This window comes from Campylobacter sp. JMF_15 NE4 (assembly GCF_027737645.1).
Taxonomy (GTDB): Bacteria; Campylobacterota; Campylobacteria; order Campylobacterales; family Campylobacteraceae; genus Campylobacter_B.
In genome coordinates this window covers 250883-276922 of sequence record NZ_JAOVTY010000001.1, presented here as the reverse complement: position 1 = coordinate 276922, position 26040 = coordinate 250883, and the positions used below count along the sequence as shown (strand labels likewise).

The window sequence follows — 26040 nt, the reverse complement described above, 5'->3', positions numbered from 1 at the left end:
AAAATACAGTGATTTTGAAAATAGCGAAAAATCTGGGTATTTTAACGAAATTTAGAATATAAGTCAATAACTTTTATCAATATCAATCAATTTTGAAAGCAAAATTTTTAATAAATTCTCTCAAAATTGATTGTATAAAATTTTATACTACGCGCTGTAAGTTTTGAAAATTTAAATCATTTATCGCTCAAATTTTCTTTAAATTTAATCAAATTTTCCACGATTTGCGCCGCGCCATCGACACCGCAAAACGATGTGTTTATGCAGATATCATAGTTTTGCGACGCGCCCCAAATTTCGTTCGTGTAATACCTATGAAAGCTCGCTCTGCCAGAGTCTGAGTTTTCCATAAATTCCCTGACATCGCCCTTGGTTTCGCTAGCAAGGCGAGCGAGTTTAAATTCGTCCTCAGCGCGCAAAAACACACGCAGCAAATCCCCCCTACTGCGCAAAAAATACCCAGCGCAACGCCCCAAAATTATGATATTTCCGTCATGTGCGATTTGGCGATAAATTTTGGCTATGCGTTCGCGCTTCTCTTCGTTTGCGATTTCATTGTGCGAAATGGCATGCAAGAGCATATTTATGGGCATTTCGTTGTAGAATTCATACATCATCTCAAAGCACCCCAAAGAATCAGCTCGTTTGAGCAAATCGGCCTTTTCGAGGTAAGTATATCCCAGCCTAGCTGCCAATTTTTGGGCTAGTTCGCGCCCACCTGCCCCCGTTTGTCTAGCGATTGTGATTACCATAAAATTTCCTTAAATAAAGTTTGCAAAAATACTGGCCCCGACCACGGTAAAAAGCCCAGTTACAGCCATCGCCAAAGACGCCATTGCGCCCTCGATATCTCCGATTTCAAGGGCTTTTGCTGTTCCCATAGCATGGCTTGCGCACCCAAGCGCAATCCCCTTTGCTACGGATTTTTTTATGCGAAATAGCCTTAAAATCGCCTCTCCAAATATATTTCCCAAAATCCCTGTTGCTATTATGCACGCCATGGTCAAATTTACGATTCCGCCCAAACTCTCGCTAATACCCATGCCAATGGGCGCAGTTACGGATTTGGGTAGCAGTGTTACATAGAGCGCATGGTCTATGCCAAAAATCAAAGCCAGCGCGTAAATACTGCAAGTCCCAGCCAGCACGCCCGAAAACAGCCCTGCAAAAATCGCGACAAAATTTTTGCGCAAGAGCGAGAGTTGCTCGTATAATGGCACCGCCAAACACACCGTAATCGGCGTGAGAAAAAAGCTCACATGCGCGGCGCTGGCGTTAAATTTATCGTATGGGATATCCACTATCACCAGCGTCAAAACCGTCAAAATCGTCCCCACCAAAAGCGGGTTGAAAATCGCTAGTTTGAAGCGTTTTTTCAGATAAATTCCAGCCTGAAACGAAATCAAACACAAAAAAACGCCAAAAAACGCCGAATTTATAAGTATCTCTCTCATTTTTCGTCCTCGTAGAGCTTTTTGCGCTCTTTTTCTAGCGTTTTTTCGTAATAAATCTGCGTTACAAATCCGCTAGCACCCATTACCAAAATCGTAGAAATCACCACAATCACGATTATCGCCCAAAAATTCGCCATCAAAACATCGCCAGCTACGATGATAGCAGCCCCTGCCGGGATAAAAATCACAGGCATTATCTGCATGAAAAACGATGCACTCTCCCTGATTTGCGAGATTTTAACCACCCTAAAAATCAAAGCCAAAAGCATAAGTATCAGCCCATAAATACTAGCCGGTATGCTAAGCGGGATAAGTTTGGATAAAATTTCAGCGCACAGAGAAATTCCTAAAATAATGCTAAATTGCTCTAAAAATTTCAAATTTCAACCTCCAAAAATTCGTCGAAATTTAGCGCAATTCGGATAAATAAAATATTAAATTTATCTAAAAAGTGTAATTTGACTAATATAAAATTTTAAGAATTCTTTTGCTAGAATAGCCCAAATTTCGATTTGGAGGGAGATTATGAGGTTTAAATTTTTAGGGCTTTTGGGACTAGGTTTCTCATTTTTGTTTGCCGCCGAGGCTGATTTCGCTGATCCAAATGTCTGTGCCACCTGCCACAGCGATGTGCATGAAGCTTGGGTCAAATCCCTACACGCGCTATCGCATGAGGATTCTAACGAACTTTACAAAAAATCAATTTCATTAATCGCCAAAGAAACGGGAAATTTAGAAGAGAGTCTAACGCTATCATGCGGTCAATGCCACAACGCAAAAATGAAAATCAAAGAGCTAGATGTATCGATGAGCGTGGCACTGTCGCTTGATTTGGACGAAAAGTCAAAGGTCAAAGAATTTACCAAAAGCGAAGATGTCAAAAACGGCATTTCGTGCTACATTTGCCACAATGTCGATAAAATCAAACCAGACCAAAGCGATCCGAGTATCTCTGGATACAAAAGCTTCTCGTGGAGCGAGGATTATGTAACCGGTCCATACGATGTGAGCGAGGCTGACGCGCTGTATCACCAAAGCCAAAAACGAGATTTTTTCCAAAACAACGACGAGCTTTGCAACTCTTGCCACCAAGGACAAGGCGGCAAATCTAAGCTTTCGATTTATAATACGCAGGCTGAGGGCGCAGGCGTGCAAAACGCCAAACTTTGCGTGGATTGCCACATGGGCAAATCGAGCAAAAAAATCATCGCCCCTGGCGCACCTAGGGAGGGCGCGGTTATCAGAGATATCAGATCTCACTTTTTCAACGGCGCGCGCAATTCAGATATCCTAAAAGAGGCGATTGAGCTTAGATTTAATCGCTTAGGCGGCGACAAAGCGGTGATAAATTTAAAAAATTTAACCACTCACAAGGTTCCGACAGGATTTAGCGGGCGTTCGGTTGAAGTGCATGTTAGATTCAAAGACAGGCTTGGCAAAATTTTATCAACGCAAAATTTAGGCGCGCTTCGTGCGATTTATACAGACAGCAAAGGCGATGAAACCCTATCGTATGCCGCAAAAACTTTGAAGGAAGATACAAGATTAAACGCTGGGGAGAGCAGAGAATTTAGCGTAACTATGCCACAAAACACCTACACTGTCGATGTCAAAATCGTCTATTATGTCCTAGCGCCACAGCTTCAAAACCTGCTCGAAGTCAAGGACGAAAGCTTCACTAAGCCTTATGAAATCATAGAAATAACTTTCTAACTCTGCTTTAAAAAGCACAATGGGGTCAAATTTGACCCCATTTTTAAATTTTAAAATTCACAAAAATATCAAATTTATCCGAGTGTGATTTTTATACCCAAAGCCCTGCACACCATATCAAAAATTTCGATATCTAAATTTGGATTATATTCATCGAGTATGGCAAACACCTCCGCTCTCATATCCTCGCTATGACCTGGGTGCGCCTCGTCGTAGAGGGCCCCAACCAAATCAACAAGGCTAAAATTATCGATATTTTTCTGCCTCATTGCAGTTTTTAACTGCTTTGAAATTTGCCATTTGAAATTTTGCATTTAAGCTTGCTCGCCCTCTGGTTTTGCGAACCACTGCTTAATAAAAATCCCCACATAAATCGCCAAAGCAGCCCCGTAGCAGATATATTCACTACTGATGAAATCGAAATATCTCACGCACATATTTGGCACGAGCATTAGCGGCACGACGCATAGTAGCAATGCACGCTCTAAGGCGTTGCATTTTTTTACAAACCAGCCTTGAAGCACGGAGCTAAATGCAAACATACCAATGAGCGCGCTAGTAAAAATAAGCGCGATTTGGGCGGGATCTGAGATCCATGTAATGCCCTTTGGATCCATTGGGGTGGTGATTGACTCGATTAAAAGAAGTTTGTTGTTGAAAAAAAACGCAAACGGCAAAATCGCTGTTCGCAAATCATAAATAAATCCCTGCACGCCCACGATTACAGGGTTTGCCTTTGCAATACCTGCGGCGGCATACGCCGCAATTCCCACAGGCGGAGTATCATCGGCTAAAATTCCGAAATAAAACACAAACAAATGCACCGCAATCGCAGGCACAAGCAAATCATTTCTACCAGCCAAAATCAAAATCACAGGCGCAATTAGGCTAGAAACCACGATATAATTCGCCGTAGTCGGAAGCCCCATACCTAAAATCAAGCTCATTATCGCCGTCATTAGCAAAATCAGCAAAATATTATCCCCAGCCACAGCCTCGACTAGATCAGATAGCACAGCCCCTAGACCAGTTAGCGAAATAGAGCCGATGATGACACCAGCTAACGCAGTGGCGACTGCGACTGTTACCATATTTTTCGACGCTGCGACCATAGCCCAAAAAATATCGCTAAAACCTTGGATAAAATCTTGCCTTAAAATTTGCTCTTTGTAGATTAGTTTGCGAACCGGCTCTTGCAAAACCATTATGATAAATAGCACACCAATCGCATTAAATGCCGCTGCAAAGGCACTTTGCTTCAAAATCAAAAGTGTGTATAAAAGCACCATAATCGGGATTAAAAAGTGAATTCCGCTCAAAATTAGTTTTAGTTTTGAAACTCTTTTGTAGTTTGAATTTCCTTTAAGCCCTAGCTTACAGCTCTCCAAATGCACGATAAAAAATAGCCCCGCATAGCACGCAAACGCAGGAATTAGCGCAGCAATCATAATGTGCGTGTATTCCATACCCAAAAACTGAGCAATGATAAAAGCAGCCGCACCCATGATAGGAGGCATGAGTTGGCCATTTACGCCAGCTGCGACCTCGATTGCGCCTGCTTTGACTGGGCTAAGACCTGCTTTTTTCATAAGCGGAATCGTAAAGGTTCCCACGGTAACGACATTTGCAGTCGAGCTTCCGCTAACCATGCCAGTTAGCCCACTAGCAATAACGCTAGCTTTGGCTGGTCCGCCACGAAATCTACCCAAAAGCGCAAACGCTACATTTATGAAATACTGCCCCGCACCAGCGCGCTCTAAAAGCGAACCAAAAAGCACAAATAGATAAATATAATTTGTGCTAACTCCCACAGGCACGCCAAAAACGCCCTCTGTGGTAAGAAACATGTGGCCGGCTAGCTTTTCGATACTTGCGCCGCGGTGCGCGATGACATCTGGCATATACTGCCCAAAATAGCAATACAGCAAAAACAAAAATGCAATTATCGGAAGTGCTAGACCCATCATACGGCGCCCAGCTTCGAATAAAACAAAAATTCCTAAAAACGCAATTACCACATCTCTTTGCAAATAATCGCCTGGTCTTTGCGCAATCCCGTAAAAATCAATCGCAGGATAAAGTATCGCAAATGTCCCCACAGCCAGCAAAATATAATCATAAAATGGTATGTAAAAATGCGCCTTAGAGTGCGAACGAGCAGGAAAAAGAGCGAAAATGATAAAAATCGCAAATCCTAAGTGGATAGATCTAGCGCGCGTGCCATTTATCGGAAAATACGCGATATAAAGCTGAAAAACAGCCCACGCGAAGCACACTAGCGTAACAAGCCAAAATAGCTTTTTCGACGAAAATTCTCTACTTTTTACCTCTAATACCTGCTCGTCTTTTTTCATCTACTGCCTTATTTTAAAATTCCAGCTTCTTTAAATACCGCCTCAGCCGCTGGGTGAAGTGGTGCACTAAGACCTTCGATTAGGGATTCTTTGCTAACCAAATTTAGCGCAGGGTGAAGCTGTTTATACTCGTCAAAATTATCTAAAATAGCCTTTACGATTGCTCTTACAGCTGTATCGCTCTCGCTCTCATCAGCGACTAACACAGCCTTTACGCCAATCGTCGTAGTATCGTAATCAATCCCCTCATAAAGCCCTTTTGGAATCACGCCTTTTGCGAAATATGGGTATTTTTCTACGATTTTATCAGCTGTGGCTTCATCGATACTGACCAAATCAACCGGCATAGATGTCGCTACATCGATGATATTTGCAGTCGGGTGTCCAACCATAAAGAAATATCCGTCGATTTTCTTATCTTTTAGCGCCATTGGGCACTCTTGCACGGTTAGCACGCTTCGTTGCGCCATTTTAGCTAAATCAATGCCGTATTCATTAAAAATCAAGGTGCTTGTTACTTCGTTTCCGCTACCCGGATTTCCTAAATTTATCTTTTTGCCATCTATGTCAGCATAAGCCTTGATTCCGCTATCGCGTGCGACTACAAACGCCAAAAGCTCAGGATAAATCGAAATAACTGAGCGAAGTTTTGGATTTGGCTCGCCCTCGAATTTGCCTTTGCCATTGTATTTGTCATAAACGACATCGCTTTGAACGAAGCCGAAATTTAGCTCTTTTTTAAGGACATTATTGACATTATATGTCGATCCGCCTGTGGATTGAACTGAGCATTTAAAATTTTTATCGGTATTTACAAGGCGACAAATCGCAGTGCCCACAGGATAGTAAGTCCCTGTCATTCCACCTGTGCCGATATTGATAAATTCTTTCGCACTCAAACTACTTGCAAACATCGCTAACGCAGCGACACCAACACAAATTTTTCTCATATTCCCTCCTTGTGAAATTTAAGCTGATAAGTATTGCTAAATTTGGATAAAATTCTAATAAAATTTAGCCATTTTCACAACAAAATTTTATCATAAGCAGATTTTAAATCCAGCATTTGCCTGTGTTCTTTCACATCATGCACCCTGATGATACTTGCGCCATTTTGTGCAGCCAGCAAATGCAAATACAAAGACCCAGGCAATCTCTCTTCTACGCTTGATTTGTGATAAAAATCAATCACGCTTTTTCTGCTAGCCCCCACCAAAAGCGGTTTTTCGTGGTGCAAAAAATGCTCTAAATTTTTGATTAAAATCAAATTTTGCTCAGCCGTTTTGCCAAAGCCAATCCCCACATCCAAAATCACATCTTCCACGCCAAGCTGGACGATTTGCGCCAAATTTCGCGCGAAAAACTCATCAATCTCGCCTAGCAAATCATCGTAATGTGGCGAGTTTTGCATATTTTGGGGCGAGTTTTGCATGTGCATTAGGCAGTATTTCGCGCCGTAATTTTTGATAACACTGATTAAATTTAAATTTGCGCTAATGTCGTTTATAAGGCTAAATCCGTGATCTAGCGCGAAACGGGCGCAGTATTCATCAAAACTATCAAGGCTAAATTTGACCTTTTTGTGTAAATTTTGCCTATAAATTTCGCTTATTACGCCATTTATGCGCGCAAACTCTTCCTTCCCGCCACAATACACGCTACCTGGCTTCGAGCTAACCCCGCCAATGTCGATATAATCGGCTCCATCTTCAATCATCTTTTCGATTTTTGCGATTGCTTCGGTTAAATTTTGGGTGCGAGAAGCGGGATTGAAACTATCGAAATTTAGATTTAAAACCCCCATAATCTCGCAAATTTTGGGTTTTTTGAAATTTTGCCCCAAAAACTGCGCCAAATTTTTTAGCCCAAAATCCTGCGCCTTCTCTTTTTTTGAGAGAATTTCAACCTGCTTATCGTTTGCAATCAAAAGCGCGTCTGAGTTTGCCCCGCCTGTGATCACATGCTCAGCCGTTACGAGCTCTGCGCCTATGCTAAGGGCATCTTGCTTTAAGATATTTGCCGCAGGGGTGCGTAAATCTTTGATATAAAAAAAGTTCAAATTTGATTTTTTGCGCATGATTTTCGCACCCTCTTTTGTGCAATTAATGCGCGCGCAAAGCGCCATAAAATCGGCACTATTTGAAATTTTAAAAATTTTCATTATTTGCCTTTGATTATCAAAAATAGCGGTGGCAATACAGCGTGGGATTTGGCGTTGTGTTCGACGAGATAGACGAGCTTGTTTATGTGTTCTAGCTCGCTAGCGCTAAATTTTATCCCAGCTTCGAAGCACTCGATGACAAGTTGCATGACAAGCGATTTTAGGGCAAATTTATCGAGCGAGCCGACGCGTTCTTTATTTATGCACTCGTTAATAAACGCATCAATCTGCCTCAAATCGATTTTTCGCAAATTTAGCCCCGTGCGCTCGCGCTTTTTCTCGCCAAGCAAATTTTGCACCATTAGCCTAGATCTAATCGTCGGCAATAAAAGCGTAATCGAGGGCGCAACGAGAAAGAAAATCGTATTTCGCGGTGGCTCTTCTAGGATTTTTAAAAGCGCGTTTTGCGCCTCGTCGCGAAATTTAACCGCGCTAATTACGATGATTTTGTTTTCTACCTCGGCGATATAGGCTTCGTCGATTATCTTCCTAGCTTCGTCGATTTTGAGCTCATCGCTTTCGAAAAAGCGCAAATTTTTAGGGGAAAATTCAGATAGAATTTTTGCTTTAAAACCCGCATAATCGTTTGTTAGGAAAATTTGGTTAATGAGTTTCAAAGCACAACTTCGCCAAAAAGCACCGCGTCGATACTTTTGTTTAAAATTTTAAAGAGTTGAAGCAGTTTGATATCTAGGCTCTCATCGTTTTCGCTTAGCTGAAAGCTATTTGGCAACGCCTCGTCGATGAGCCACAAATAGCTGTCCTCGTGGCTTTTGGCTATTTTGGCGTAAGTATGATCGCCTCTGCCTATGTAAAAATAAATAAAGCCGTTGCTAAATGAGAGCGAGAGCATATCATTTACCAAAGCGACCTGTTCTTGGGAGGTAATCTCTTGATTATAAAGCGATGAAAACTCGAAAAATGGCAGAAGCGGTCTGGTGTTTTTGCTATCGTTTATCTTGCTGACGATATATTCGCCAAACCACCTTCTCTCATCATCGCACATTACCACAAACGAATACCCGCTATATAGCAGACGCATTTTTGTCGCCAATAGCGGTATCCAATGCTCTTTGCGATTTTCGAGCCACTCCATATCTCGCTCGTTTTGCAGAGTTTTAGCACTCCAAGTGTATAAATCTTGCATTATTTATCCAAATTATATGCTTTATGCAAGGCTCTAACTGCTAGCTCGCCGTATTTTTCAGCCACAATCATCGAAATTTTAATCTCGCTAGTTGAGATCATTTGGATATTGATACCCTCAGCAGCTAGTGTGCGAAACGCTAGCGAAGCGATACCGCTGTGGCTTTTCATACCCACGCCCACGATTGAGACCTTTACGACCTCATTATCGCTTTCGATTACGCATTTTGGATTAGAAATTACTGAACGCATGATTTCTAGGGCTGGTTCCATTTCGTTTTGTGGAATCGTAAAGCCTAAATTTGTCGCTCCGTCAATGCCGATATTTTGGACTATCATATCTACATTTATCTCTTTTTGCGCCAAAGACGAAAAAATCTCAGCCGCAACGCCCGGTCTATCATCTACGCCTCTGATTGTGATTCTTGCTTGATTTCTATCTAATGCTATTCCGCTGATTACTGCGTCTTCCATATTTTCTTCTCCTGTTATTAGTGTTCCTTGGTTGTTATTAAAACTACTTCTAGTTACCAAATTTACTTTAAGCTTTTTGGCTAACTCTACGCTACGATTTTGCAAAACCTTAGCTCCCATGCTAGCTAGCTCTAACATCTCTTCATAGCTGATTTTATCGAGCTTTTTCGCCTTTGGTTCAATGCGCGGATCGGTCGTATATACTCCATCGACATCTGTGTAAATTTCGCATGTATCAGCGTTTATCGCCCCAGCTATCGCCACAGCAGATAGATCGCTTCCACCTCTGCCAAGAGTAGTGATATCGCCCTCTTCGGTAATGCCTTGAAATCCCGCTACTACGACGATTTTGCCCTCTTTTATGGCTTTATTCATATTAGTCGGATCGATAAAGCTAATGCGAGCTTTGGTGTGCATTGTATCGGTTACGATACCAGCCTGTCTGCCAGAAAACGCCACCGCAGGGTAGCCTTTTGCATTTAGCGCAAGGGCTAAAAGTGCGCTAGTAACCCTCTCGCCAGCACTTAGCATCATATCCATTTCGCGAGTGTTTAGATCTTTTGTAAAATACTCTCCATACTCGACCAATCTATTTGTAACGCCACTCATCGCAGATACAACTACGACTAAATCATGGCCTTCGTTTTTAGTCTTTATCACGCGCTCGACAACCGCTTCTATGCGCTCTAATGTGCCTACGCTAGTGCCACCGTATTTTTGAACTATAAGCATTAAAGGTATCCCTCCTCTTTAAAATATTTTAAAACAAGCGCATAAATCGGCTTTTTGAAGTGATTTACATGCTTTAAAACTTGATTTGCATTTACAAATTTAAAATCATCAAATTCAGGCTTATGCGTTTTGATATCAAGCCCTTTTAGGCTTTTTAATCTTAGTAAAAAATACTTTTGCATTTGCCCGTCCCATGGGCGCATTTTTTGCGCCACAGCCTCCGGAAAATCGTAGCTGTGCCACTGCGGACACTCAGCTATGATATCGACATCATCTGTGCCTATCTCTTCTTTTAACTCGCGTAAAATCGCCATTTTTGGCGTCTCGCCCTTGTCGATACCGCCTTGGGGAAACTGCCAAGCCCCGCGTATATCACTGCGCTGGGCGATAAGCACATCACAACTAAACGGATACGAAGGCGCAAGCACGATAGCTGCGACATTTGGTCTGTAATTTTTCTCCATATTAGCTCTTTGAAAAAAATTTGCAAAATATTAGCGAAAATAGGTATAAATTTGGCTAAAATTCAAAGAATTTTTGCTAAATTTCGCCCTTTAAATTTGGCTAGGAAGAAATTTTGCATATTTATATTCATATTCCGTTTTGCACTTCAAAGTGCCCGTATTGCGCATTTGGCTCACGCATGGACGCATTTAAATTAGCCAAAAACTACTTTGACGCGCTGAACTATGAAATTTCAATTTTCATTAAAAAAAATAAAAATTTCAAAATTTCAACCCTTTTTATCGGCGGTGGCACGCCAAGTTCGATTTCGGCGCAGTATTATGAAAAGATTTTTGAAAAACTCTCGCCAAATTTCGCCCCAAACGCTGAGATTACAACCGAGGCAAACCCAAATTCTGCCAAGCCCAAATGGATAGAGCAAATGCGAAAATTTGGCGTAAATCGCATAAGTTTTGGCGCGCAAAGTTTCAATGATGAAAAACTCAAATTTCTAGGTCGCGCACACGGGGCTAGCGAGATTTTCGAAGCCGTGGATAACGCCAAAAACGCGGGAATTTCAAATATAAATTTGGATTTGATTTACGCTAGCAAATTTGATGATAAGCAAAATTTAGAATTTGAGCTTGCGCAGTTTGCGCGCGCGAAGGTAACGCATCTAAGCGCATACGCCCTTACCTTAGAGCCTGGCACGCCATTTTTTGGGCGCGCAGAGTTTGCCAAAGATGATGAAAATTTGGCTAAATTTTTCTTTAAAAAAGCTAGCGAGCTTGGCTTTACGCAATACGAAATTTCAAATTTCGCCAAAAATGGCAAGCTGTGCGCGCACAATGTGGCGTATTGGAGTGGCGAGGATTACGCTGGATTTGGCGCGCACGCTGTGGGCACGAGCGGATTTGTGCGATACAGCGGCGCAGGTAGTATCGAGGAATACATACAAAATCCGCTTGCAAAAAGCGTGGAAAATTTAAGCTTAGAGGATAAAATTTTGGAGAAAATTTTCCTTGGATTTCGCTCGTTTTTGGGCGTGAGGGGCGAAATTTTGCGCGAAAGAGAGCTTAAAAACGCCCAAATTTTAAGCGCAGAGGGCAAGTTGGATTTCAAAAACGGCGTTTTTTATAATCCAAATTTCTTGCTAGCCGACGAAATCGCCCTATTTGTGAGCGAGCATTAAATTTAAGATTAATGAAGTTTTAGCTAAAATACGCAATCTTTTTGTTTAGGAATTTTAATGTTTGGTATCAGTTTCCCTGAAATTACGATAATTTTAATCGTCGCAGTCATCGCCCTAGGCCCTGAAAAGCTCCCTAGTGCGCTAGTTGAGATTGCAAAATACTTCAAAGTCATCAAAAAATCAATCAACGATGCAAAGGCCACTTTCGACCAAGAAGTCCGCATAGCCGAACTCAAAGAGGACGCCAAAAAATACAAAGAAAGCATTAGCAAAACCACAGAAACCATGCGCAAAAAGCTTACCTTCGAAGAGCTTGACGAGATAAAAAGCGGGCTAAATTCTGTCAAAGATACGCTAAATGCAGGGCTTAGCGATATAGAAAGCTCTGTTAGTACCACGCTAAATGAAGCGGAAAATTCGCTAAATTCTAAGCAAAATTCTACGCAAAATTTAGCGCAAAATTCTACGCCAAATTCGGCGCAGGAGCAACCGCAAGCGCAGTCGGACGCGCACCCGCAGGCGCAAAATTCAAATCCAACACAAAATTCAAAAGAGTAAAATATGTTCGAAGAGTTAAAACCACACCTTGCCGAGCTTCGCAAACGCCTAGTTATCTGCGTAATCACGGTAATTCTTATGTTTGTCGTATGCTTTAATTATTGGGAAATAATCTTAGATTTTATGAAAGCCCCACTCGTCAAAGTCCTTCCAGATGACGGCAAAGTCGTATTCACCCAACTTGGCGAAACCTTTTTTACAGCAATGAAGGTTTCGTTTTTTACCTCGCTTTTGCTCTCTATGCCGATAATTTTCTGGCAAGCGTGGCTTTTCGTCGCCCCAGGGCTGTATGATAACGAAAAAAAATATGTAATTCCATTTGTGCTAAGCGCTAGTGTGATGTTTTTTTTAGGGGCTGCGTTTTGTTATTATTTCGTAATTCCAGTAGCTTTTAACTTTTTGATAAATTTCGGTGGCGAGGCATACTCTGCTATGCTTAAAATCGGCGAATATGTCGGGTTTTTTACAAAATTAGTTGTGGCTTTTGGCATTAGTTTTGAGCTTCCAGTAGTTACATTTTTCCTAGCCAAACTAGGGCTTATCACAAACAAAAGCTTGACTAGTTTTTTCCGCTTTGCGATCGTTATAATCTTCGTTTTTGCCGCGATTATGACACCACCTGATGTTTTGAGCCAATTCATGCTAGCTGGCCCGTTAATCGTGCTTTACGCCCTTTCAATCCTCATCGCAAAAATGGTAAATCCATACAAAGCCGATGATGATGAGGACGAGGCAGACGAGGACGAAGAGAGTGAGAAAAGCGCACAAGGCGCAGTAAAAGAGGCGTAATGGATCTAAATTTAGTAGATAGCTATGATTACCACCTGCCACCAAATTTAATCGCAAACGCCCCGCTAATGCCAAAAGAGAGCGCAAGGCTTTTGGTTTATGAGAGAGAAAAAAATAAAATTTCACACCTTAAATTTGGCGATTTGGCTGAAATTTTGCCACCTTGCGAGATTATCTTTAACGATACCAAGGTCATAAAAGCGCGAATTTTCGGGGCTAAATCAAGCGGTGGCAAGATTGAACTTTTGCTAAATTCGCCGTTAAATGATAATAAATTTAGCGCATATATCAGAGGGCGAGTAAGTGTAGGTAGTGAGCTAATCTTTGATAAAAATTTGCGCGCACGGGTCGTAGAGTGCTGTGAAGACGGGCTTAGAGTGGTGGAGTTTAGCCGTGATAATCGGGCGCTTGGCACACACGAAATTTTCGCCCTTACCGATGAAATCGGCCATGTCCCGCTACCACCATATATCAAGCGCGAAGACACCAAAGACGATGAGAGCTGGTATCAAAGCATTTTCGCGCGCGAGGCTGGGGCTGTGGCGGCTCCGACTGCGAGCCTGCATTTTAGCGAGGAAATGCTACGCGCGCTTAGAGCCAATCACGGGATTTACTACATTACCCTGCATGTGGGTGCTGGGACATTTAAGCCGGTTGAGGCAAGGGATTTAAGAGAGCATAAAATGCACTCCGAATTTTACAGCATTGCGCAAGATACGGCTGGTATTTTAAAAAGCGATAAAAAAATTTTAGGTGTAGGCACCACGGTTACTAGAACTGTGGAAAATTTCGCACGAAATGGCGCGAGATGTGGGGCTTGCGAGCTGTTTTTGCACCCAAATAATCCGCCTATTAGGCAAAATTATCTGCTTACAAATTTTCACTTACCAAAATCTACTTTAATTATGCTGGTTGCTAGCTTCATCGGCCTTGAAAAGACCCTTGAAATTTACCGCGAAGCAGTGGAGCAAAAATATAGATTTTATTCTTATGGCGACGGGATGATAATACTATGATTAAAGATTACGCGTTACTTGGGATTTTAGGGCTTTTGGCATTAGTTTTGGTGTATAGAATCGTATTTCGCAAGGCACTTAGGCGCAGGGCGTATAAGGGCGATATTTTCCCTAAAAAAGAGCCGGTCGAAATAAAACCTGTAAAAAAGAAAATTATCCCGATAAATCAAGTCGATATCTTAAAACCGCTTAAATTTCAAAGCGAAATTTTATTCGAAGAGTGTAGCAGATACGATAGCTCAGTCTTTATCAAATTCCCGCCAGACGCGCCACGATATTATGACGGATATGTGATAAATCTCTCAAATGCGATTTACCATATCTGCCTATTTTTCTTGCAAAATGTCAAAGACCCTACCCTAATCAAAATCGTATTTTCCGTGCGAGATGATAAGCCAGGACTATCAAGGATGCAACTCTTAGTCGATATCAGCGTCAAAAAAGAGATCCGCACCACATATATCCACAACCTAAAAACTGCCCTCATAAGCGGTAAAGTCATAAACGACCCATACATTTCCAAAGCCAAACAAAGCATAGGCGATGTCGGCAAAATCGCGGAGCTAAGCAACGATAATGGCGGAACCCATATCAAATTGCATGCTCAATGCTCGTATTTGGAGCAAGAAAACAGACTTAGAAGCAAAAAATACAATTATCAAATTTTAATCGCGCACAAAGATAAAGAAATTTTCGATGATTTGAAGGATTTTTTAGATAGCACGGGTTGTAATGTAGTGCCAAACAACACCTGGGAAAATCTCAAAACACACCTAGCAGACCGCATTTACAAGGCCGATATCGTGCTAATTGATAGCGAGATTTTGCGCACAGACTCAACTGCCATTGCTTATTTAAATTTAATCGACAAGGAAGAGGCACATTTCGTATTTTTGCGCAAAAATGCAAATTCGCAAAAAGCACTAAATGATTTGAAATTTAACTTTTTCAAGCTGGATATGCCGTATTTCCACGATGAAATTTACGCTATTTTAGATTTAGTCAAACAGCTTAAAATTGATAAAGACTTTTTGAAAGTAGAGTAAAAAAGAGAAAAAAATAGGCTAGGAAAAATCCTAGCCTAAGAAAAATTATAGATTTTCAAATGGGTTTGTAACGACTTCGTTGTGATCTACGACATAAGGGATAAGAGCTGCTTGGCGAGCGCGTTTGATTGCTTTCTCAACCATCTCTTGGTATTTTTTGCTAGTGCCAGTTAGGCGTCTTGGCATGATTTTAAAACGCTCTGAAAGGCAATATTTTAGTAACCCTGTGTCTTTGTAATCGATAAATTCGATTTTAGCCTCTGTAAATCTGCAATATTTTCTGCTATATTTTCTTTTTTCTGCCATTGTTTTTCCTTAATTAAAATGGAATTGTATCGTTGCCTTCGTCATATTTGTCCGAATCAACATCATATTCTGGAATTTGGCTCTCATAGCTCTCTTTTTTCGGTGCTTCATAGTGATTTTGTGCAGTTTGGTTCGCGCCATATCCGCCAGAGCTTTGGCGATTTGGGTTAGAATAGTTTGAGTGTTGGTTGTATCCGCCACCATAACTATTACCGCTATTTGCTCCGTAATTTCCACTATTTGCGCCGTAGCTATTGTTTCCGCCATTTCCACCTTGTGGAGCACTTAGCATTTCCATAGACTCTACCACTACGCTGTGTTTTGAGCGGTTTTGACCATTTTGGTCTTGCCATTGATCGAGCTTCAAACGCCCCTCAACTAGCACTTTTGAGCCTTTTCTTAAATATTGATTTGCGATTTCTGCTGTGCGTCCCCAAAAATCAATGTCAATAAAGCAAGTCTCTTCGCGTTTTTCGCCATTTCCGCTATTAAATTTACGAGTTACAGCAATGCCAGTTTTACCGATTGCGGTGCCAGTTTGTAAATATCTAAGCTCGATATCGCGAGTTAAATTTCCAACCAAAACTACTTTATTAAACATCTAAAATCCTTTTATTCAGCGGTTTGCTCTGCTTGCTCTTTTGCCTCAGGTGCTACGCGTGGTTCGCGCTCTTTTTTAGCTGGGCTAAGTTTAATGCCTTTGCTTAATTTTTCCCATGCCAAAACCTCGCGTTTTGTCTCGTATTTCACAGTCAAAAATCTAATAATATCCTCTGTGATACGCAAATTTCTAACTAGCTCAGCAATCAAGCTTGGCTCGGCAGTAAAATAAATGACAAAATAAACACCGCGCTCATATTTATCGATTTTATAGGCAAGTTTGCGTGCGCCCATTTCGATGACAGAAGCGATATTTCCGCCATTTTTTGTAATGATTTCTTTAACGAAATCAACTTTTGTTTTTACTTCATCATCAGTCAGCGTAGGCTTGACAATGAATAAAACCTCGTAATTTCTCATAAATTCTCCTTATGGATTTTTAGCTCGCAAATGTAATCTGCGGGCAAGGATTTTGCAAAAAATGCAACCTGTATATTACAAAATTTTGACTTAATCTTTGCTTTTTAGCCTAGTTTTTCTTTGATAAAATTCTTTGCAATTCCAAAAGCGAGGCGAGCAAATACTCATCTTTGATTAAATTTTTCTCGCTTTTTAGCGCAAATTCGAGTTTATTTAAATGGATAAAAATTTTGCGAAATAAATTTTCATTTAAACTTTGAGCGTATGTTTTTAGCTTGTTTGCGATATTTGGCGGCGGAGTGTATCCGAAAATCACCTTAAAATCGGAATTATTCGCGGTTTTTATCGAGATATGAAGCCTAAAAATTCTATGCAAAAATCTGTAAAATTGATTTATCAGCTCCATGTCGTTGTATCCGCCATTTTGAGCCAATCTATAAAAATCCTTGCGAAAATCGCTAAGGGTGAAAATTTTATCGAAAAGCTCCTCGTAGCTTATCTCGCTCAGTCCATAGACCATATCATTTACATTTTCCAAATTTAGCTCAATCCCCAAATTTGCGAATTTTTCAATCTCGGCTGCGCTTAAATTTAGGTTTTCGTTGTGAATTTGATAAATTCTATTTAGCGCGGCGCTGTTTGCGAAAATCCCCACCATTTCGCACTTTTGCGCTAGCAACCCCATGGCTTCCTTCATACTGCTTGGGCGGAAAAACCTCACCTCATTTCCGCCAAACTCCCGCACAAAATCGCTACTTGCCGCACCCTCACTCTCGTTTAATTCATAGATTAAATGGTTGTTTTCGTCGTTTTTACAATACTCAATCAAACGGCGAATTTCATCTTTTTTTATGCAAGAGTTTGTTTTTATATGAAGCGTGTTGCTCTCGCCAAAAAGCGATGGCTCCAAAAAGCTCTTTGCCACGCTAAATTCATACTCGCCAAAATACAAACTCATAAAATTTTCGGCCCCATAAATTTGCTTTAATCTCCAAGCATAAAGCTCGTTTTGAAAGTCATCGACACCGCGAAGTAGAACAAAATTCGCCACATTTCCAGAAGCAATCCTAGCGTCAAAATCTCTTTTATACATTATATTTTTTTCACCACTCTTCCCATAATCACGCCACTTGCGATATTTGCGTCTGTGATTTCGACCAAAACTGGCGTTAAAATATCGGCGGTAAAATTTGTAATAAAAATTTTCGCACCCTTAAATTTATCATCGAGTTTGGCAGTTACGACATTTGCATTTTCGTCGATATAACAGCGAAATTTAGCCCCCAAATTCTCTCTCGCCCAGCGCGCAAATTTACGATCCATAAAGTCAAATGCGACCTTATCAGCCTCTCTTTCTAGCTCATTTAGCCTCTCGCAAGTCGCGTCTATGTTTAAAAGCAAGTAATTATAAAATTTCTCATCGCCCCTGCTTTGCGCCTTTAAAAGCCTGTGTAAAATCAGATCCGAATACCGCCTAATCGGACTTGTAAAATGAGTGTATGTATCAAAACCAAGCCCAAAATGGCCGCGTGAAATCGAGCCGTATTCGGCGCGTTTTTGCGCTTTGATTATGAGTTTATCTACCTCTTCTCGCATGCCAAGCGCGTCAGCTTGGGCTTGGATTTCGCCTATCATTTTTGCCAAATTTGGCTTATAAATCGCGTCTATTCCAAACAGCGCCAAATCGTCCAATAAAGCGAAAATTTTCTTTAACTCAGCTGCGCCGTGATTGCGGAAAACGCCCGTTTCTATGCGCTTTGCGGCGGCTTTGTTAGCTAAAAGCATACAATCTTCTATTAGCTTGTGCGAGGGCGTATCGCTCTCAAATCTAGTCGATTTCAAAAGCCCAGCCTCATCGATACTCATGCGAAGTTCTTTTGTGCGAAAGTCAAATCCATGCTTTAATCTTTGCGCTCTAAGTTTTTCGCAAAGCTCATTTAGCGGGAGTAGCCAGTCTAGTATTTCGCTCTGGCAGCCACTTTTTGTGCGCAAAATTTCATCGACCTCATCGTAGTTAAAACGCCTTTTTGATTTGATTATGCCTGAAAACAGCTCCTCGCTAATCACGCTCAAATTTTCATCAAGGCAAATTTTAAAAACAAATGCTAATCGCGGTAAATTCGGCATTAGCGAGCAGATATTTTCGCTAAGCTCGCGCGGAAGCATTGGGACGGATTTGTGCGGGAAATATATCGAAAACCCTCTTACCTTCGCTTCTTTGTCAATCGGCGAGTATTCGCTGACATACTCGCTTACATCGGCGATTGCGACATAGACTATGCGATTTTTTTTATCATAATAAATCGCGTCGTCAAAGTCCTTAGCATCGATTGGATCAATCGTGCAAAAGCTCAAATTTTGCAAATCCACGCGATCTGGGTAGAGCGTGGGATCGACCGATGAGCCAAAGCTAAGGGCTTGTTCCTTGCAGGCTTCGTTAAATTCGTCATTTTTGTTATAAATCGCAAGTGAAATTTTCTCATCGACCCACGGATCGTCTAAATTCCCTAAAACTTCGCAAATTTCATTGCTTAAATTATCAATTTTCAAAAGCGTGCCAGGTGGAAGCATTTTAAGCGATTTTTGCGTGGCTTTGAGCGGGTTTGCAAGGCCTGTTTTGACATTTACGCCCAAAATTTCGCGCCCAAAATTCTTCGTATAAACCACGCTTGAAGAAAAGGCAGGTTTCACACACATTAGCACTTTGGCGTGAATTCTGGCCTTTTTTGAGTTTATGATTTTTGCTAGGATTATATCGCCCAAATGCACGCCATTTAGGTATTTGTTTTCGATTATCAAATCTTTTTTGTATCTATCATCGTAGCTTTGCAAATACCCAGTCCCATCGCGCGCGATATCAAGCCTACCAAAAACATAGCTATTATTTAGATAAATTTTGCCTTTGTGAGAGCTCAATGCGCCTAAATTTAGCAAATTTCGCACCAACTCTTTTTGGTCAGAATTTAGATTTTTTTCCACCACTCCAAGGCTAAGCGAGCTTAAAAATTCCTTCATAATCCAGCCCTTATTTTAGCTTCGAAAAACGCCTCTTGCTCCAAGCCAAATTCCACTAGCAAATTTAGCGCATTATCGATACTGCGCTCATCGAAGCAGTGATAGATCCCCATTACGGTTTTGGCTACTTTTAGCATTTCGTATCGCCTCGCACTCTCAAATGGCGCTTCGTCGATTAAATCAGAAAAATATATGTCTTTGGCGATTTTTTCTAGCCCAAAATGCTTAAACAAAACCTCCCCCACGCTCTCTCTACTCATACCGGTAAATCGCATTTCCACATCGGTGAAATCCTGCGGGAAAAGGCAGTTTTTGATATGCAGATAAAACTCGCTATTTTTATCGTGCTTAGCGATATATTCGCTGATAAAAACCCTACCAAAATCCATTAAAATCACGCTAGATAGGATATCGGGCGAAATCTCTGGGTAAAATTTAATCCACTCTTTTAAAAACAGATGTCTTTTTAGCGAAATTTCATTGAACCTAGCGCGATCTGTCTTATAACACTCGAAATTTAGCTCAAATTTACCCTTAAAAATGCTAAACAAAAATAGCGCCCTAACCCCCTCTCGCCCGTAAAATTTAAAGGCGTTTGAAAGGGTTTTTTCCATGCTAATTTGCGCAAAAGTGCTAAATGCGTAGTCTAGTATCCTACTCTCAAATTCTGGGTTATTCATAATCTGAAAAATAATCTCATCATCGCTACTAGCATTTTCAAATGAGCTTAAAATTTTTAAAATTTTATCGTTAAATTTAGGCATTGAAGCGATTTTTTCGCTAATAAAGCTTTGCATATCTACATTTTCCGTTCATAAATTTTGCGTTTATAATATCACAAAAAAGCTACATAAAAGCATTTTTGCGCTAAAATCACGCAAAATTTTTTTTGAAAAGGATGGCTCATGGCAATTACTGTGTATTACGACAAAGACTGCGATTTAAATTTAATTCGCTCAAAAAAAGTGGCTATGATTGGCTTTGGATCACAAGGTCACGCTCACGCTGAAAATTTACGCGATAGTGGCGTAGAAGTAGTAGTCGGACTAAAAAAAGGTGGCGCAAGCTGGAAAAAGGCCGAGGATAAGGGCTTTAAAGTATTAAGCGTAGCTGATGCGACAAAAGTGGCAGATGTCATAATGATACTAACCCCAGATGAATTTCAAGCCGAAATTTACAAAAACGAAATCGAGCCAAATTTAAAAGACGGCGCAGCAATCGCGTTTGCTCACGGATTTAATATCCACTTTGGACAAATCAAAGCTCCAAAAAACATAGATGTAATTATGATAGCACCAAAAGCCCCAGGACACACTGTGCGCAATGAATTTGTAAATGGTGGTGGAATCCCAGATCTAATCGCAGTAGAGCAAAACGCTTCTGGCAAGGCAAAAGAGATCGCTTTAAGCTATGCTAGCGCGATTGGTGGCGGCAGAAGCGGTATCATCGAGACTACATTTAAAGACGAAACCGAAACAGACCTATTTGGCGAACAAGCAGTTTTGTGCGGCGGTCTATGCTCGCTAATAAATGCTGGTTTTGAGACCCTAGTAGAGGCTGGATATGCCCCAGAAATGGCGTATTTCGAGTGCTTACACGAAATGAAACTAATAGTGGATTTGATCTATCAAGGCGGTATGGCTGATATGAGATACTCTATCTCAAACACAGCTGAATTTGGCGATTATGTCAGCGGACCACGCGTCATCAACGAACAATCAAAAGCCGAAATGAAAAAAATCCTAAAAGAGATCCAAGACGGAACTTTTGCGAAAAACTTCATTTTAGAGCGCCAAGCTGGCTATGTCAAAATGAACGCAGAGCGCAATATGACCGCAAACGCGCTGATTACCAAAACAGGTGAGAGACTTCGTGGTATGATGCCATGGATCGCAAGCGGCAAAATCATCGACAAAGATAAAAACTAATCTTGGCTAAAAAACGCACCAAAGGGCGCAAAAACGCGCCCTTATTAAATTTCAATCCAAATTTCATAAAATACATTTTAATCGCAATTTTTTGCTTTACCTGCGCCGCTCTTTCGTATGCCGTGCTAAATAAATTTTTCAAAGACGAGCCAAAAATTGTGCTTAAACTCCCGCGCGATGAGAATAAAAGCGAAATTTCAAAACCCATAATTCAAAAGGATAAAAATTTGAGCGTGGCAAAACCTGCCCCCCAAATTTCGCCTGAGATAAAAGAGCAAAATTTAACCCAAATTTCAAAAACAAAAGATGAAATTATCGAGGAAGAATTAGCCAAAATCGCAGCCCAAAGTATAGGCGAAATCACGCCAAAATCACAGAAAAAAACAGAGCCAAAAATTTCAACCCCTAGCAACAAACCAGCCAAAACCCTGCCAAAAGGCTCAAAACCAAAACTAGCTATCATAATGGACGATATCTCCACAAGCGCGCAAATAGCGCGTATCAAGGCTCTGCCGATAAAGGTTACGCCATCAATTTTCCCGCCGGCGAAAAATTACAAAAACACCCCGGCTCTGGCTAAAAATTTGCAAAATTTCGCAATTCACCTGCCAATGGAGGCAGAGGTCTTCGCTCACGATGTAAGGGCGCTAAAAGTGGGCGATAGCTACAAAGAAATCGAAAATTTTCTAGCGCAAATCAGAGCTGATTTCCCGCACGCTAAATTTATCAACAACCACACAGGCTCGAAATTCACGGCAAATTCAGCCTCGATGCGAAATTTAATCAAAGCCATGCAAAAATACGATTTTTATTTCGTCGATTCTCGCACGAGCGCGCAGACAAAGGCACCCGACGAGCTTAAAAGGCAAAATTTGCGCTATGTTTATAGAGATGTTTTTATCGACAACACTGACGAGGTAAAAGCTGTGCGCCAAATGCTGCAAAAAGCCGTGCAAATCGCGCAGAAAAGGGGCTTTGCCATAGCTATCGGCCACCCCAAAAAATCCACCTTCACCGCTCTTGAAAATAGCGCAGATATTTTAAAGGGCGTCGAAGTCATCTATCTAGGCGAAATTTATGAATACTACAAATGAGCTAAATTTCAAAATCCATGCCCTATCCAGACTGGGCAAAACAGAGCCAAAGAAGCTGTATTACAAGGGAAATTTAGAGCTTTTAGATATGCCAAAAATCGCAATCGTAGGCTCTCGCAAAATGAGCATTTACACCAAAAATTTAATCACAAAATTAGCCCAAAAACTCTCAAACGCTGGTATTTGCGTGGTCTCAGGGGCAGCACTTGGCTGCGATATCACGGCGCATGAGGGTGCATTTTCGCGCACGATTGCTGTTTTTGCAAACGGGCTAGATGAAATTTACCCCAAACAAAACGAGGATATGATACGCAAAATTTACGCTAATGCCCTTGCACTGAGCGAATACGAAGACGGCACGCCTGCGCGAAATTTTCAGTTTTTAGAGCGCAACCGCATAGTTGTAGCCCTCTGCCAAGCCCTAATCGTAGCCCAAGCCGAGCCAAAATCAGGCTCACTTCAAAGCGCGCGTATCGCAAGAGAGCTTGGGATTCCTGTCTTTGTCCTGCCACACAGAATCGACGAGAGTATCGGCACCAACGAGCTTTTAGCCAAAAAAGACGCCACGCTAATTAGCGATTTGGATAAATTTGTGGCTAAATTTAGCGGAAAAGAAAAACCCAAAAATCTCTTTTCGCACAGCGACGAAATTTTGGATTTTGTCGCGCTAAATTCGAGCCTAGATGAAGCATTGATGAAATTTGGCGAGCGCATTTACGAATACGAATTAGAGGGAAAAATCATAATCGAAGCGACGAAAATTTCGCTTGCTTAACCCAAAAAAAGGATTAAATTTGATAGTAGCTTTCGATGTGGGACTTAAACGAATCGGCGTAGCAATCAGCCCAAATGGCGCACTAGCCCTTCCTAGTGAGCCTATTTTGCGCAAAAACCGCAACCAAGCCGCCAGGGAAGCTAGCGAGTTTTTGCGCACAAGGGGAGCGCAAAAGCTCGTCGTTGGCCTCCCCAAAGGCGGTGCAAGCGAAGAAGAAATGGAGCGTCGCATAAAGCATTTTGTCTCGCTTCTAGAATTTAATGGCGAAATTTGCTACCAAGACGAGAGCTTTTCTAGTGTCGAGGCGAAGGAATTCGCGCTAAAAAGCACGAAAAAAGGCGGTGTAAATGAGAAATTTGACAGCGTCGCAGCGATGATAATTTTAGAGCGATTTTTAGCGAAAAATGGCTAAATTTAGGTAAAATACCAAAATTTCAAAAGGCAAAAAATGAGAAAAAATCTACTAAAAAACACCAAACGAATCGTCATCAAAGTAGGCACCAGCACGCTAACTCATAGTGACGGCTCGCTAAATGAGGGCTTTATCAAATCGCTCGTGGCTCAAATTTGCGAGCTCAAAAAACAAGGCTTTGGGGTCGTGCTCGTAACCTCTGGCGCGGTTGGGGCTGGTATGGGCATACTAAAAATCGAGCAAAAACCAAAAGAGCTAAGCGCCAAACAAGCCCTAGCCGCCGTGGGACAGGTCGCTTTAATGCACCTGTATGAGAGGCTTTTTTGGGCGCACGATGAGATTATCGCGCAACTTTTGCTGACGCGCATTGATTTTAGCGACCGCGCGCGCTACCTAAGTGCGCGAAATGTCGCTACCGCCCTGCTTTCGCAAGGCATTATCCCTATCATCAACGAAAACGACCCAGTCAGTGGCGATGAGCTTAAAATCGGCGATAACGACACAATGAGCGCGCTAGTAACCGGGCTAATCGACGCTGATTTGCTCGTGCTTTTAAGTGATATCGACGGACTTTATGATAAAAACCCTAGCACGAACCCTGACGCAAAACTGATAAAAATCGTAAATTTTATCGACGAAAACACCCTTAAAATGGCAGGCGATGAGGGGTCGAAATTTGGCACTGGTGGTATGGCAACGAAGCTTGGTGCTGCTAAAATGGCTAATAAAATCGGCGCAAATATGATAATCGCAAATGGAAAAGAGAGTAAAATTTTAGCCAAAATCATCGCTGGCGAGGAGGTCGGAACGATTTTTTGCAAAGAGGAAAAATCCATTAGTGCGAAAAAATACTGGCTCGCTTATGGTGCCAATGTGCGTGGCGCAATCAGCCTTGATGAGGGCGCGTGCAAAGCCATAAAAAACGGCAAAAGCGTGCTAGGCGTGGGAATTGTGGGCGTGAGTGGCGAATTTGAGCGGGGCGATGTCATCGAAATACTAGGCGCGGATTCACAGCGTATCGCGCGCGGTATCGCAAACTACTGCGCCTCTGAAATTTCGCTGATTATGGGGAAAAAATCGAGCGAATATGAGAAAATTTTACCTAGCGTGAGCGATGATTATATCGTGCATGCAAACAATATTGTCTTAGGATAGATTATGGAAATTTTAGAATTAGCAAAACGCGCAAAACGCGCAAGCAACGAGGTCGCAAAGCTAAGTAGTAAGCAAAAAAATCAAATTTTGCTAAGCATTGCTGATGAGCTAATCACTCAAAAAGAGTTTATCAAAGAGCAAAACCAAATCGACATAAAAAATGCGCGCGAGGCAGGTATCTCCGAGGCTCTCGTTGATAGGCTCACGCTAAATGATAGCAGGATTAGCGCAATGAGCGCGGCTTTAAAAGAGTTAGCCAATTTTCCTGATCCAATCGGGCAGATCGTGGGAGGCTGGCGACACCAAAACGGCATGAGTATCGCCAAAGTGCGTGTGCCTCTTGGCGTAATCGCTATGATTTACGAAAGCAGACCAAATGTCAGCATAGATGCCGCCGCACTCGCGCTAAAAGCGGGCAATGCGATAATCTTGCGAGGCTCTGCTAGCGCTCTTGCCTCAAATATCTGCCTAAGCGAAATTTTTTGCCGTGTGGGAGAGAAATTTGGCCTGCCTAGCGGCGCAGTATCACTCGTAAAATCCAAAGAGCGCGAAGATGTGCTAAAACTAATCCAGCTAAAAGAGTGGATCGATGTGCTAATCCCTCGTGGTGGCAAAAATCTCAAAGATTTCATCACGCAAAATGCGCAAATCCCAGTCATCATCACAGGGGCTGGCGTGTGCCACACCTTCGTCGATGAGAGCGCGAATTTAAGCAAGGCAGTAGAGATTATCAAAAACGCAAAAACCCAGCGCCCAAGTGTCTGCAACGCCCTAGAATGCTTAGTTTTACACGAAAATATCGCAAAGCAAATTTTACCGATTTTATTAAAAGAAATGAACGAAGTAGAATTTCGCCTAGATGAGAAAATTTACGCGAAATTTACAAATTTCGCAAACACCAAAAAAGCGGATTCTAGCGACTTTGGGACGGAGTTTTTATCGCTAATAATGGCTGTTAAAATCGTAAAAAACACCGCCGAAGCGATTGAGTTTATCAACGAAAATTCCAGCGCGCACTCAGAAGCGATTTTAAGCCAAAATTCCGCCAATATCGAAAAATTTCTAAACGAAATAAATAGCGCAGTCGTCTATGCCAACGCTTCGACCAGATTTAGCGACGGTGGCGAGTTTGGATTCGGTGGCGAGATCGGCATAAGCACACAAAAACTTCACGCACGCGGTCCAATGGGCGTGGAGGCGCTCACTACCACGAAATACATCGTGCGTGGCGAGGGACAAATCAGATAAGGAAAATG

29 protein-coding genes are annotated in these 26040 nt (G+C 41.8%); 12 read left to right on the top strand and 17 right to left on the bottom strand.

Going from position 1 to position 26040, the window contains the following annotated elements; translation table 11 throughout:
- Positions 1-176: 176 nt before the first annotated feature.
- The 3 genes from OFN98_RS01480 to OFN98_RS01470 are packed head-to-tail and all read right to left on the bottom strand — an operon-like array spanning position 177 to position 1834.
- Positions 177-752 (bottom strand): cytidylate kinase-like family protein, encoded by a 576-nt coding sequence (locus OFN98_RS01480; RefSeq protein ID WP_270859087.1) that lies wholly within the window; start codon positions 750-752, stop codon positions 177-179.
- Positions 753-761: 9 nt separating this feature from the next.
- The gene (locus OFN98_RS01475) at positions 762-1454 is read right to left on the bottom strand and encodes an LrgB family protein (RefSeq protein ID WP_270866138.1); all 693 of its coding nucleotides are present in this window, start codon (positions 1452-1454) and stop codon (positions 762-764) included.
- Positions 1451-1834, bottom strand: a complete 384-nt coding sequence (locus tag OFN98_RS01470) for a CidA/LrgA family protein (protein WP_270861882.1) — start codon at positions 1832-1834, stop codon at positions 1451-1453. Before OFN98_RS01470 ends, OFN98_RS01475 begins: the two co-directional genes overlap by 4 nt.
- Before the next feature lie 145 nt (positions 1835-1979).
- Here OFN98_RS01470 and OFN98_RS01465 point away from each other — a divergent pair, with 145 nt between their 5' ends.
- Positions 1980-3167 (top strand): ammonia-forming cytochrome c nitrite reductase subunit c552, encoded by a 1188-nt coding sequence (locus OFN98_RS01465; RefSeq protein ID WP_270874832.1) that lies wholly within the window; start codon positions 1980-1982, stop codon positions 3165-3167.
- A 74-nt stretch (positions 3168-3241) separates the two neighbouring features.
- Here OFN98_RS01465 and OFN98_RS01460 read toward each other — a convergent pair whose 3' ends face one another.
- The 8 genes from OFN98_RS01460 to OFN98_RS01425 form a co-directional block, all read right to left on the bottom strand.
- Entirely contained in the window at positions 3242-3481 is a 240-nt protein-coding gene (locus OFN98_RS01460; RefSeq protein ID WP_270869658.1) for a hypothetical protein, read from the bottom strand.
- Complete coding sequence (locus OFN98_RS01455; RefSeq protein ID WP_270874833.1) at positions 3482-5521, bottom strand: TRAP transporter permease; 2040 nt, start codon at positions 5519-5521, stop codon at positions 3482-3484.
- Between the two features lie 8 nt (positions 5522-5529).
- The gene (locus OFN98_RS01450; RefSeq protein WP_270874834.1) at positions 5530-6471 is read right to left on the bottom strand and encodes a TAXI family TRAP transporter solute-binding subunit; all 942 of its coding nucleotides are present in this window, start codon (positions 6469-6471) and stop codon (positions 5530-5532) included.
- A gap of 74 nt (positions 6472-6545) precedes the next feature.
- Entirely contained in the window at positions 6546-7682 is a 1137-nt protein-coding gene (gene folP / locus OFN98_RS01445; RefSeq protein WP_270874835.1) for a dihydropteroate synthase, read from the bottom strand.
- Positions 7682-8299 carry a DNA polymerase III subunit delta' gene (locus OFN98_RS01440; RefSeq protein WP_270874836.1) on the bottom strand — a complete coding sequence of 206 codons (618 nt, stop codon included), beginning with the start codon at positions 8297-8299 and terminating at the stop codon, positions 7682-7684. The genes folP and OFN98_RS01440 overlap by 1 nt, the downstream gene beginning before the upstream one ends.
- The gene (locus tag OFN98_RS01435) at positions 8296-8829 is read right to left on the bottom strand and encodes a HobA family DNA replication regulator (protein WP_270874837.1); all 534 of its coding nucleotides are present in this window, start codon (positions 8827-8829) and stop codon (positions 8296-8298) included. Before OFN98_RS01435 ends, OFN98_RS01440 begins: the two co-directional genes overlap by 4 nt.
- Positions 8829-10034 carry an aspartate kinase gene (locus OFN98_RS01430; protein ID WP_270861890.1) on the bottom strand — a complete coding sequence of 402 codons (1206 nt, stop codon included), beginning with the start codon at positions 10032-10034 and terminating at the stop codon, positions 8829-8831. The genes OFN98_RS01435 and OFN98_RS01430 overlap by 1 nt, the downstream gene beginning before the upstream one ends.
- Complete coding sequence (locus tag OFN98_RS01425) at positions 10034-10498, bottom strand: RNA pyrophosphohydrolase (protein ID WP_270859098.1); 465 nt, start codon at positions 10496-10498, stop codon at positions 10034-10036. The genes OFN98_RS01430 and OFN98_RS01425 overlap by 1 nt, the downstream gene beginning before the upstream one ends.
- A 113-nt stretch (positions 10499-10611) precedes the next feature.
- On the opposite strand from OFN98_RS01425, the gene hemW reads away from it, so the two are divergent.
- From hemW to OFN98_RS01400, 5 genes are read left to right on the top strand one after another with little or no spacing between them, the layout of a single operon-like run.
- Positions 10612-11670, top strand: a complete 1059-nt coding sequence (hemW, locus tag OFN98_RS01420; protein ID WP_270874838.1) for a radical SAM family heme chaperone HemW — start codon at positions 10612-10614, stop codon at positions 11668-11670.
- Between the two features lie 57 nt (positions 11671-11727).
- Positions 11728-12228, top strand: a complete 501-nt coding sequence (gene tatB, locus OFN98_RS01415) for a Sec-independent protein translocase protein TatB (RefSeq protein WP_442868106.1) — start codon at positions 11728-11730, stop codon at positions 12226-12228.
- 3 nt (positions 12229-12231) lie between these two features.
- The gene (tatC, locus tag OFN98_RS01410; RefSeq protein WP_270871982.1) at positions 12232-13017 is read left to right on the top strand and encodes a twin-arginine translocase subunit TatC; all 786 of its coding nucleotides are present in this window, start codon (positions 12232-12234) and stop codon (positions 13015-13017) included.
- A complete protein-coding gene (gene queA / locus OFN98_RS01405; RefSeq protein ID WP_270874839.1) occupies positions 13017-14033 on the top strand; it encodes a tRNA preQ1(34) S-adenosylmethionine ribosyltransferase-isomerase QueA in 1017 nt (338 codons plus the stop codon). The genes tatC and queA overlap by 1 nt, the downstream gene beginning before the upstream one ends.
- Positions 14030-15079 (top strand): hypothetical protein, encoded by a 1050-nt coding sequence (locus tag OFN98_RS01400; RefSeq protein WP_270859102.1) that lies wholly within the window; start codon positions 14030-14032, stop codon positions 15077-15079. Before queA ends, OFN98_RS01400 begins: the two co-directional genes overlap by 4 nt.
- Before the next feature lie 45 nt (positions 15080-15124).
- Here the strand turns inward: OFN98_RS01400 and rpsR are convergent, their stop codons facing one another.
- From rpsR to OFN98_RS01370, 6 genes are all read right to left on the bottom strand, one after another.
- On the bottom strand, positions 15125-15385 hold the full coding sequence (gene rpsR, locus OFN98_RS01395; RefSeq protein WP_270859103.1) for a 30S ribosomal protein S18: 261 nt from the start codon (positions 15383-15385) through the stop codon (positions 15125-15127).
- A gap of 13 nt (positions 15386-15398) precedes the next feature.
- On the bottom strand, positions 15399-15986 hold the full coding sequence (locus OFN98_RS01390) for a single-stranded DNA-binding protein (protein ID WP_270861896.1): 588 nt from the start codon (positions 15984-15986) through the stop codon (positions 15399-15401).
- 11 nt (positions 15987-15997) lie between these two features.
- Positions 15998-16405, bottom strand: a complete 408-nt coding sequence (gene rpsF / locus OFN98_RS01385) for a 30S ribosomal protein S6 (protein WP_270859105.1) — start codon at positions 16403-16405, stop codon at positions 15998-16000.
- 109 nt (positions 16406-16514) lie between these two features.
- Positions 16515-17498, bottom strand: coding sequence for a DNA polymerase III subunit delta (locus OFN98_RS01380; RefSeq protein WP_270874840.1), 984 nt, complete (start codon positions 17496-17498; stop codon positions 16515-16517).
- On the bottom strand, positions 17498-19420 hold the full coding sequence (locus OFN98_RS01375; RefSeq protein ID WP_270874841.1) for an RNB domain-containing ribonuclease: 1923 nt from the start codon (positions 19418-19420) through the stop codon (positions 17498-17500). Before OFN98_RS01375 ends, OFN98_RS01380 begins: the two co-directional genes overlap by 1 nt.
- Positions 19417-20217 (bottom strand): hypothetical protein, encoded by an 801-nt coding sequence (locus OFN98_RS01370; protein ID WP_270874842.1) that lies wholly within the window; start codon positions 20215-20217, stop codon positions 19417-19419. Before OFN98_RS01370 ends, OFN98_RS01375 begins: the two co-directional genes overlap by 4 nt.
- Positions 20218-20325: 108 nt before the next feature.
- Here OFN98_RS01370 and ilvC point away from each other — a divergent pair, with 108 nt between their 5' ends.
- From ilvC to OFN98_RS01340, 6 genes are read left to right on the top strand one after another with little or no spacing between them, the layout of a single operon-like run.
- Positions 20326-21348, top strand: coding sequence for a ketol-acid reductoisomerase (gene ilvC, locus OFN98_RS01365; protein ID WP_270861900.1), 1023 nt, complete (start codon positions 20326-20328; stop codon positions 21346-21348).
- Between the two features lie 2 nt (positions 21349-21350).
- Complete coding sequence (locus OFN98_RS01360) at positions 21351-22442, top strand: divergent polysaccharide deacetylase family protein (RefSeq protein ID WP_270874843.1); 1092 nt, start codon at positions 21351-21353, stop codon at positions 22440-22442.
- Positions 22426-23217, top strand: a complete 792-nt coding sequence (locus tag OFN98_RS01355) for a DNA-processing protein DprA (protein WP_270874844.1) — start codon at positions 22426-22428, stop codon at positions 23215-23217. Before OFN98_RS01360 ends, OFN98_RS01355 begins: the two co-directional genes overlap by 17 nt.
- Positions 23218-23236: 19 nt before the next feature.
- Positions 23237-23629 carry a Holliday junction resolvase RuvX gene (ruvX, locus tag OFN98_RS01350; RefSeq protein WP_270864924.1) on the top strand — a complete coding sequence of 131 codons (393 nt, stop codon included), beginning with the start codon at positions 23237-23239 and terminating at the stop codon, positions 23627-23629.
- Between the two features lie 36 nt (positions 23630-23665).
- On the top strand, positions 23666-24784 hold the full coding sequence (gene proB / locus OFN98_RS01345; protein ID WP_270874845.1) for a glutamate 5-kinase: 1119 nt from the start codon (positions 23666-23668) through the stop codon (positions 24782-24784).
- On the top strand, positions 24785-26032 hold the full coding sequence (locus OFN98_RS01340; protein ID WP_270874873.1) for a glutamate-5-semialdehyde dehydrogenase: 1248 nt from the start codon (positions 24785-24787) through the stop codon (positions 26030-26032).
- Positions 26033-26040: the final 8 nt, after the last annotated feature.

Coding starts and splice junctions, on each gene's coding strand:
- rpsR (WP_270859103.1), bottom strand. CDS start 15,385: ATGGCAGAAAAAAGAAAATATAGCAGAAAATATTGCAGATTTACAGAG.
- OFN98_RS01475 (WP_270866138.1), bottom strand. CDS start 1,454: ATGAGAGAGATACTTATAAATTCGGCGTTTTTTGGCGTTTTTTTGTGT.
- OFN98_RS01480 (WP_270859087.1), bottom strand. CDS start 752: ATGGTAATCACAATCGCTAGACAAACGGGGGCAGGTGGGCGCGAACTA.
- OFN98_RS01355 (WP_270874844.1), top strand. CDS start 22,426: ATGAATACTACAAATGAGCTAAATTTCAAAATCCATGCCCTATCCAGA.
- OFN98_RS01390 (WP_270861896.1), bottom strand. CDS start 15,986: ATGTTTAATAAAGTAGTTTTGGTTGGAAATTTAACTCGCGATATCGAG.
- OFN98_RS01450 (WP_270874834.1), bottom strand. CDS start 6,471: ATGAGAAAAATTTGTGTTGGTGTCGCTGCGTTAGCGATGTTTGCAAGT.
- OFN98_RS01460 (WP_270869658.1), bottom strand. CDS start 3,481: ATGCAAAATTTCAAATGGCAAATTTCAAAGCAGTTAAAAACTGCAATG.
- OFN98_RS01400 (WP_270859102.1), top strand. CDS start 14,030: ATGATTAAAGATTACGCGTTACTTGGGATTTTAGGGCTTTTGGCATTA.
- proB (WP_270874845.1), top strand. CDS start 23,666: ATGAGAAAAAATCTACTAAAAAACACCAAACGAATCGTCATCAAAGTA.
- ilvC (WP_270861900.1), top strand. CDS start 20,326: ATGGCAATTACTGTGTATTACGACAAAGACTGCGATTTAAATTTAATT.
- queA (WP_270874839.1), top strand. CDS start 13,017: ATGGATCTAAATTTAGTAGATAGCTATGATTACCACCTGCCACCAAAT.
- OFN98_RS01380 (WP_270874840.1), bottom strand. CDS start 17,498: ATGTATAAAAGAGATTTTGACGCTAGGATTGCTTCTGGAAATGTGGCG.
- OFN98_RS01430 (WP_270861890.1), bottom strand. CDS start 10,034: ATGCTTATAGTTCAAAAATACGGTGGCACTAGCGTAGGCACATTAGAG.
- tatB (WP_442868106.1), top strand. CDS start 11,728: ATGTTTGGTATCAGTTTCCCTGAAATTACGATAATTTTAATCGTCGCA.
- OFN98_RS01375 (WP_270874841.1), bottom strand. CDS start 19,420: ATGAAGGAATTTTTAAGCTCGCTTAGCCTTGGAGTGGTGGAAAAAAAT.
- OFN98_RS01455 (WP_270874833.1), bottom strand. CDS start 5,521: ATGAAAAAAGACGAGCAGGTATTAGAGGTAAAAAGTAGAGAATTTTCG.
- OFN98_RS01370 (WP_270874842.1), bottom strand. CDS start 20,217: ATGCAAAGCTTTATTAGCGAAAAAATCGCTTCAATGCCTAAATTTAAC.
- rpsF (WP_270859105.1), bottom strand. CDS start 16,405: ATGAGAAATTACGAGGTTTTATTCATTGTCAAGCCTACGCTGACTGAT.
- folP (WP_270874835.1), bottom strand. CDS start 7,682: ATGAAAATTTTTAAAATTTCAAATAGTGCCGATTTTATGGCGCTTTGC.
- OFN98_RS01435 (WP_270874837.1), bottom strand. CDS start 8,829: ATGCAAGATTTATACACTTGGAGTGCTAAAACTCTGCAAAACGAGCGA.
- OFN98_RS01465 (WP_270874832.1), top strand. CDS start 1,980: ATGAGGTTTAAATTTTTAGGGCTTTTGGGACTAGGTTTCTCATTTTTG.
- OFN98_RS01425 (WP_270859098.1), bottom strand. CDS start 10,498: ATGGAGAAAAATTACAGACCAAATGTCGCAGCTATCGTGCTTGCGCCT.
- tatC (WP_270871982.1), top strand. CDS start 12,232: ATGTTCGAAGAGTTAAAACCACACCTTGCCGAGCTTCGCAAACGCCTA.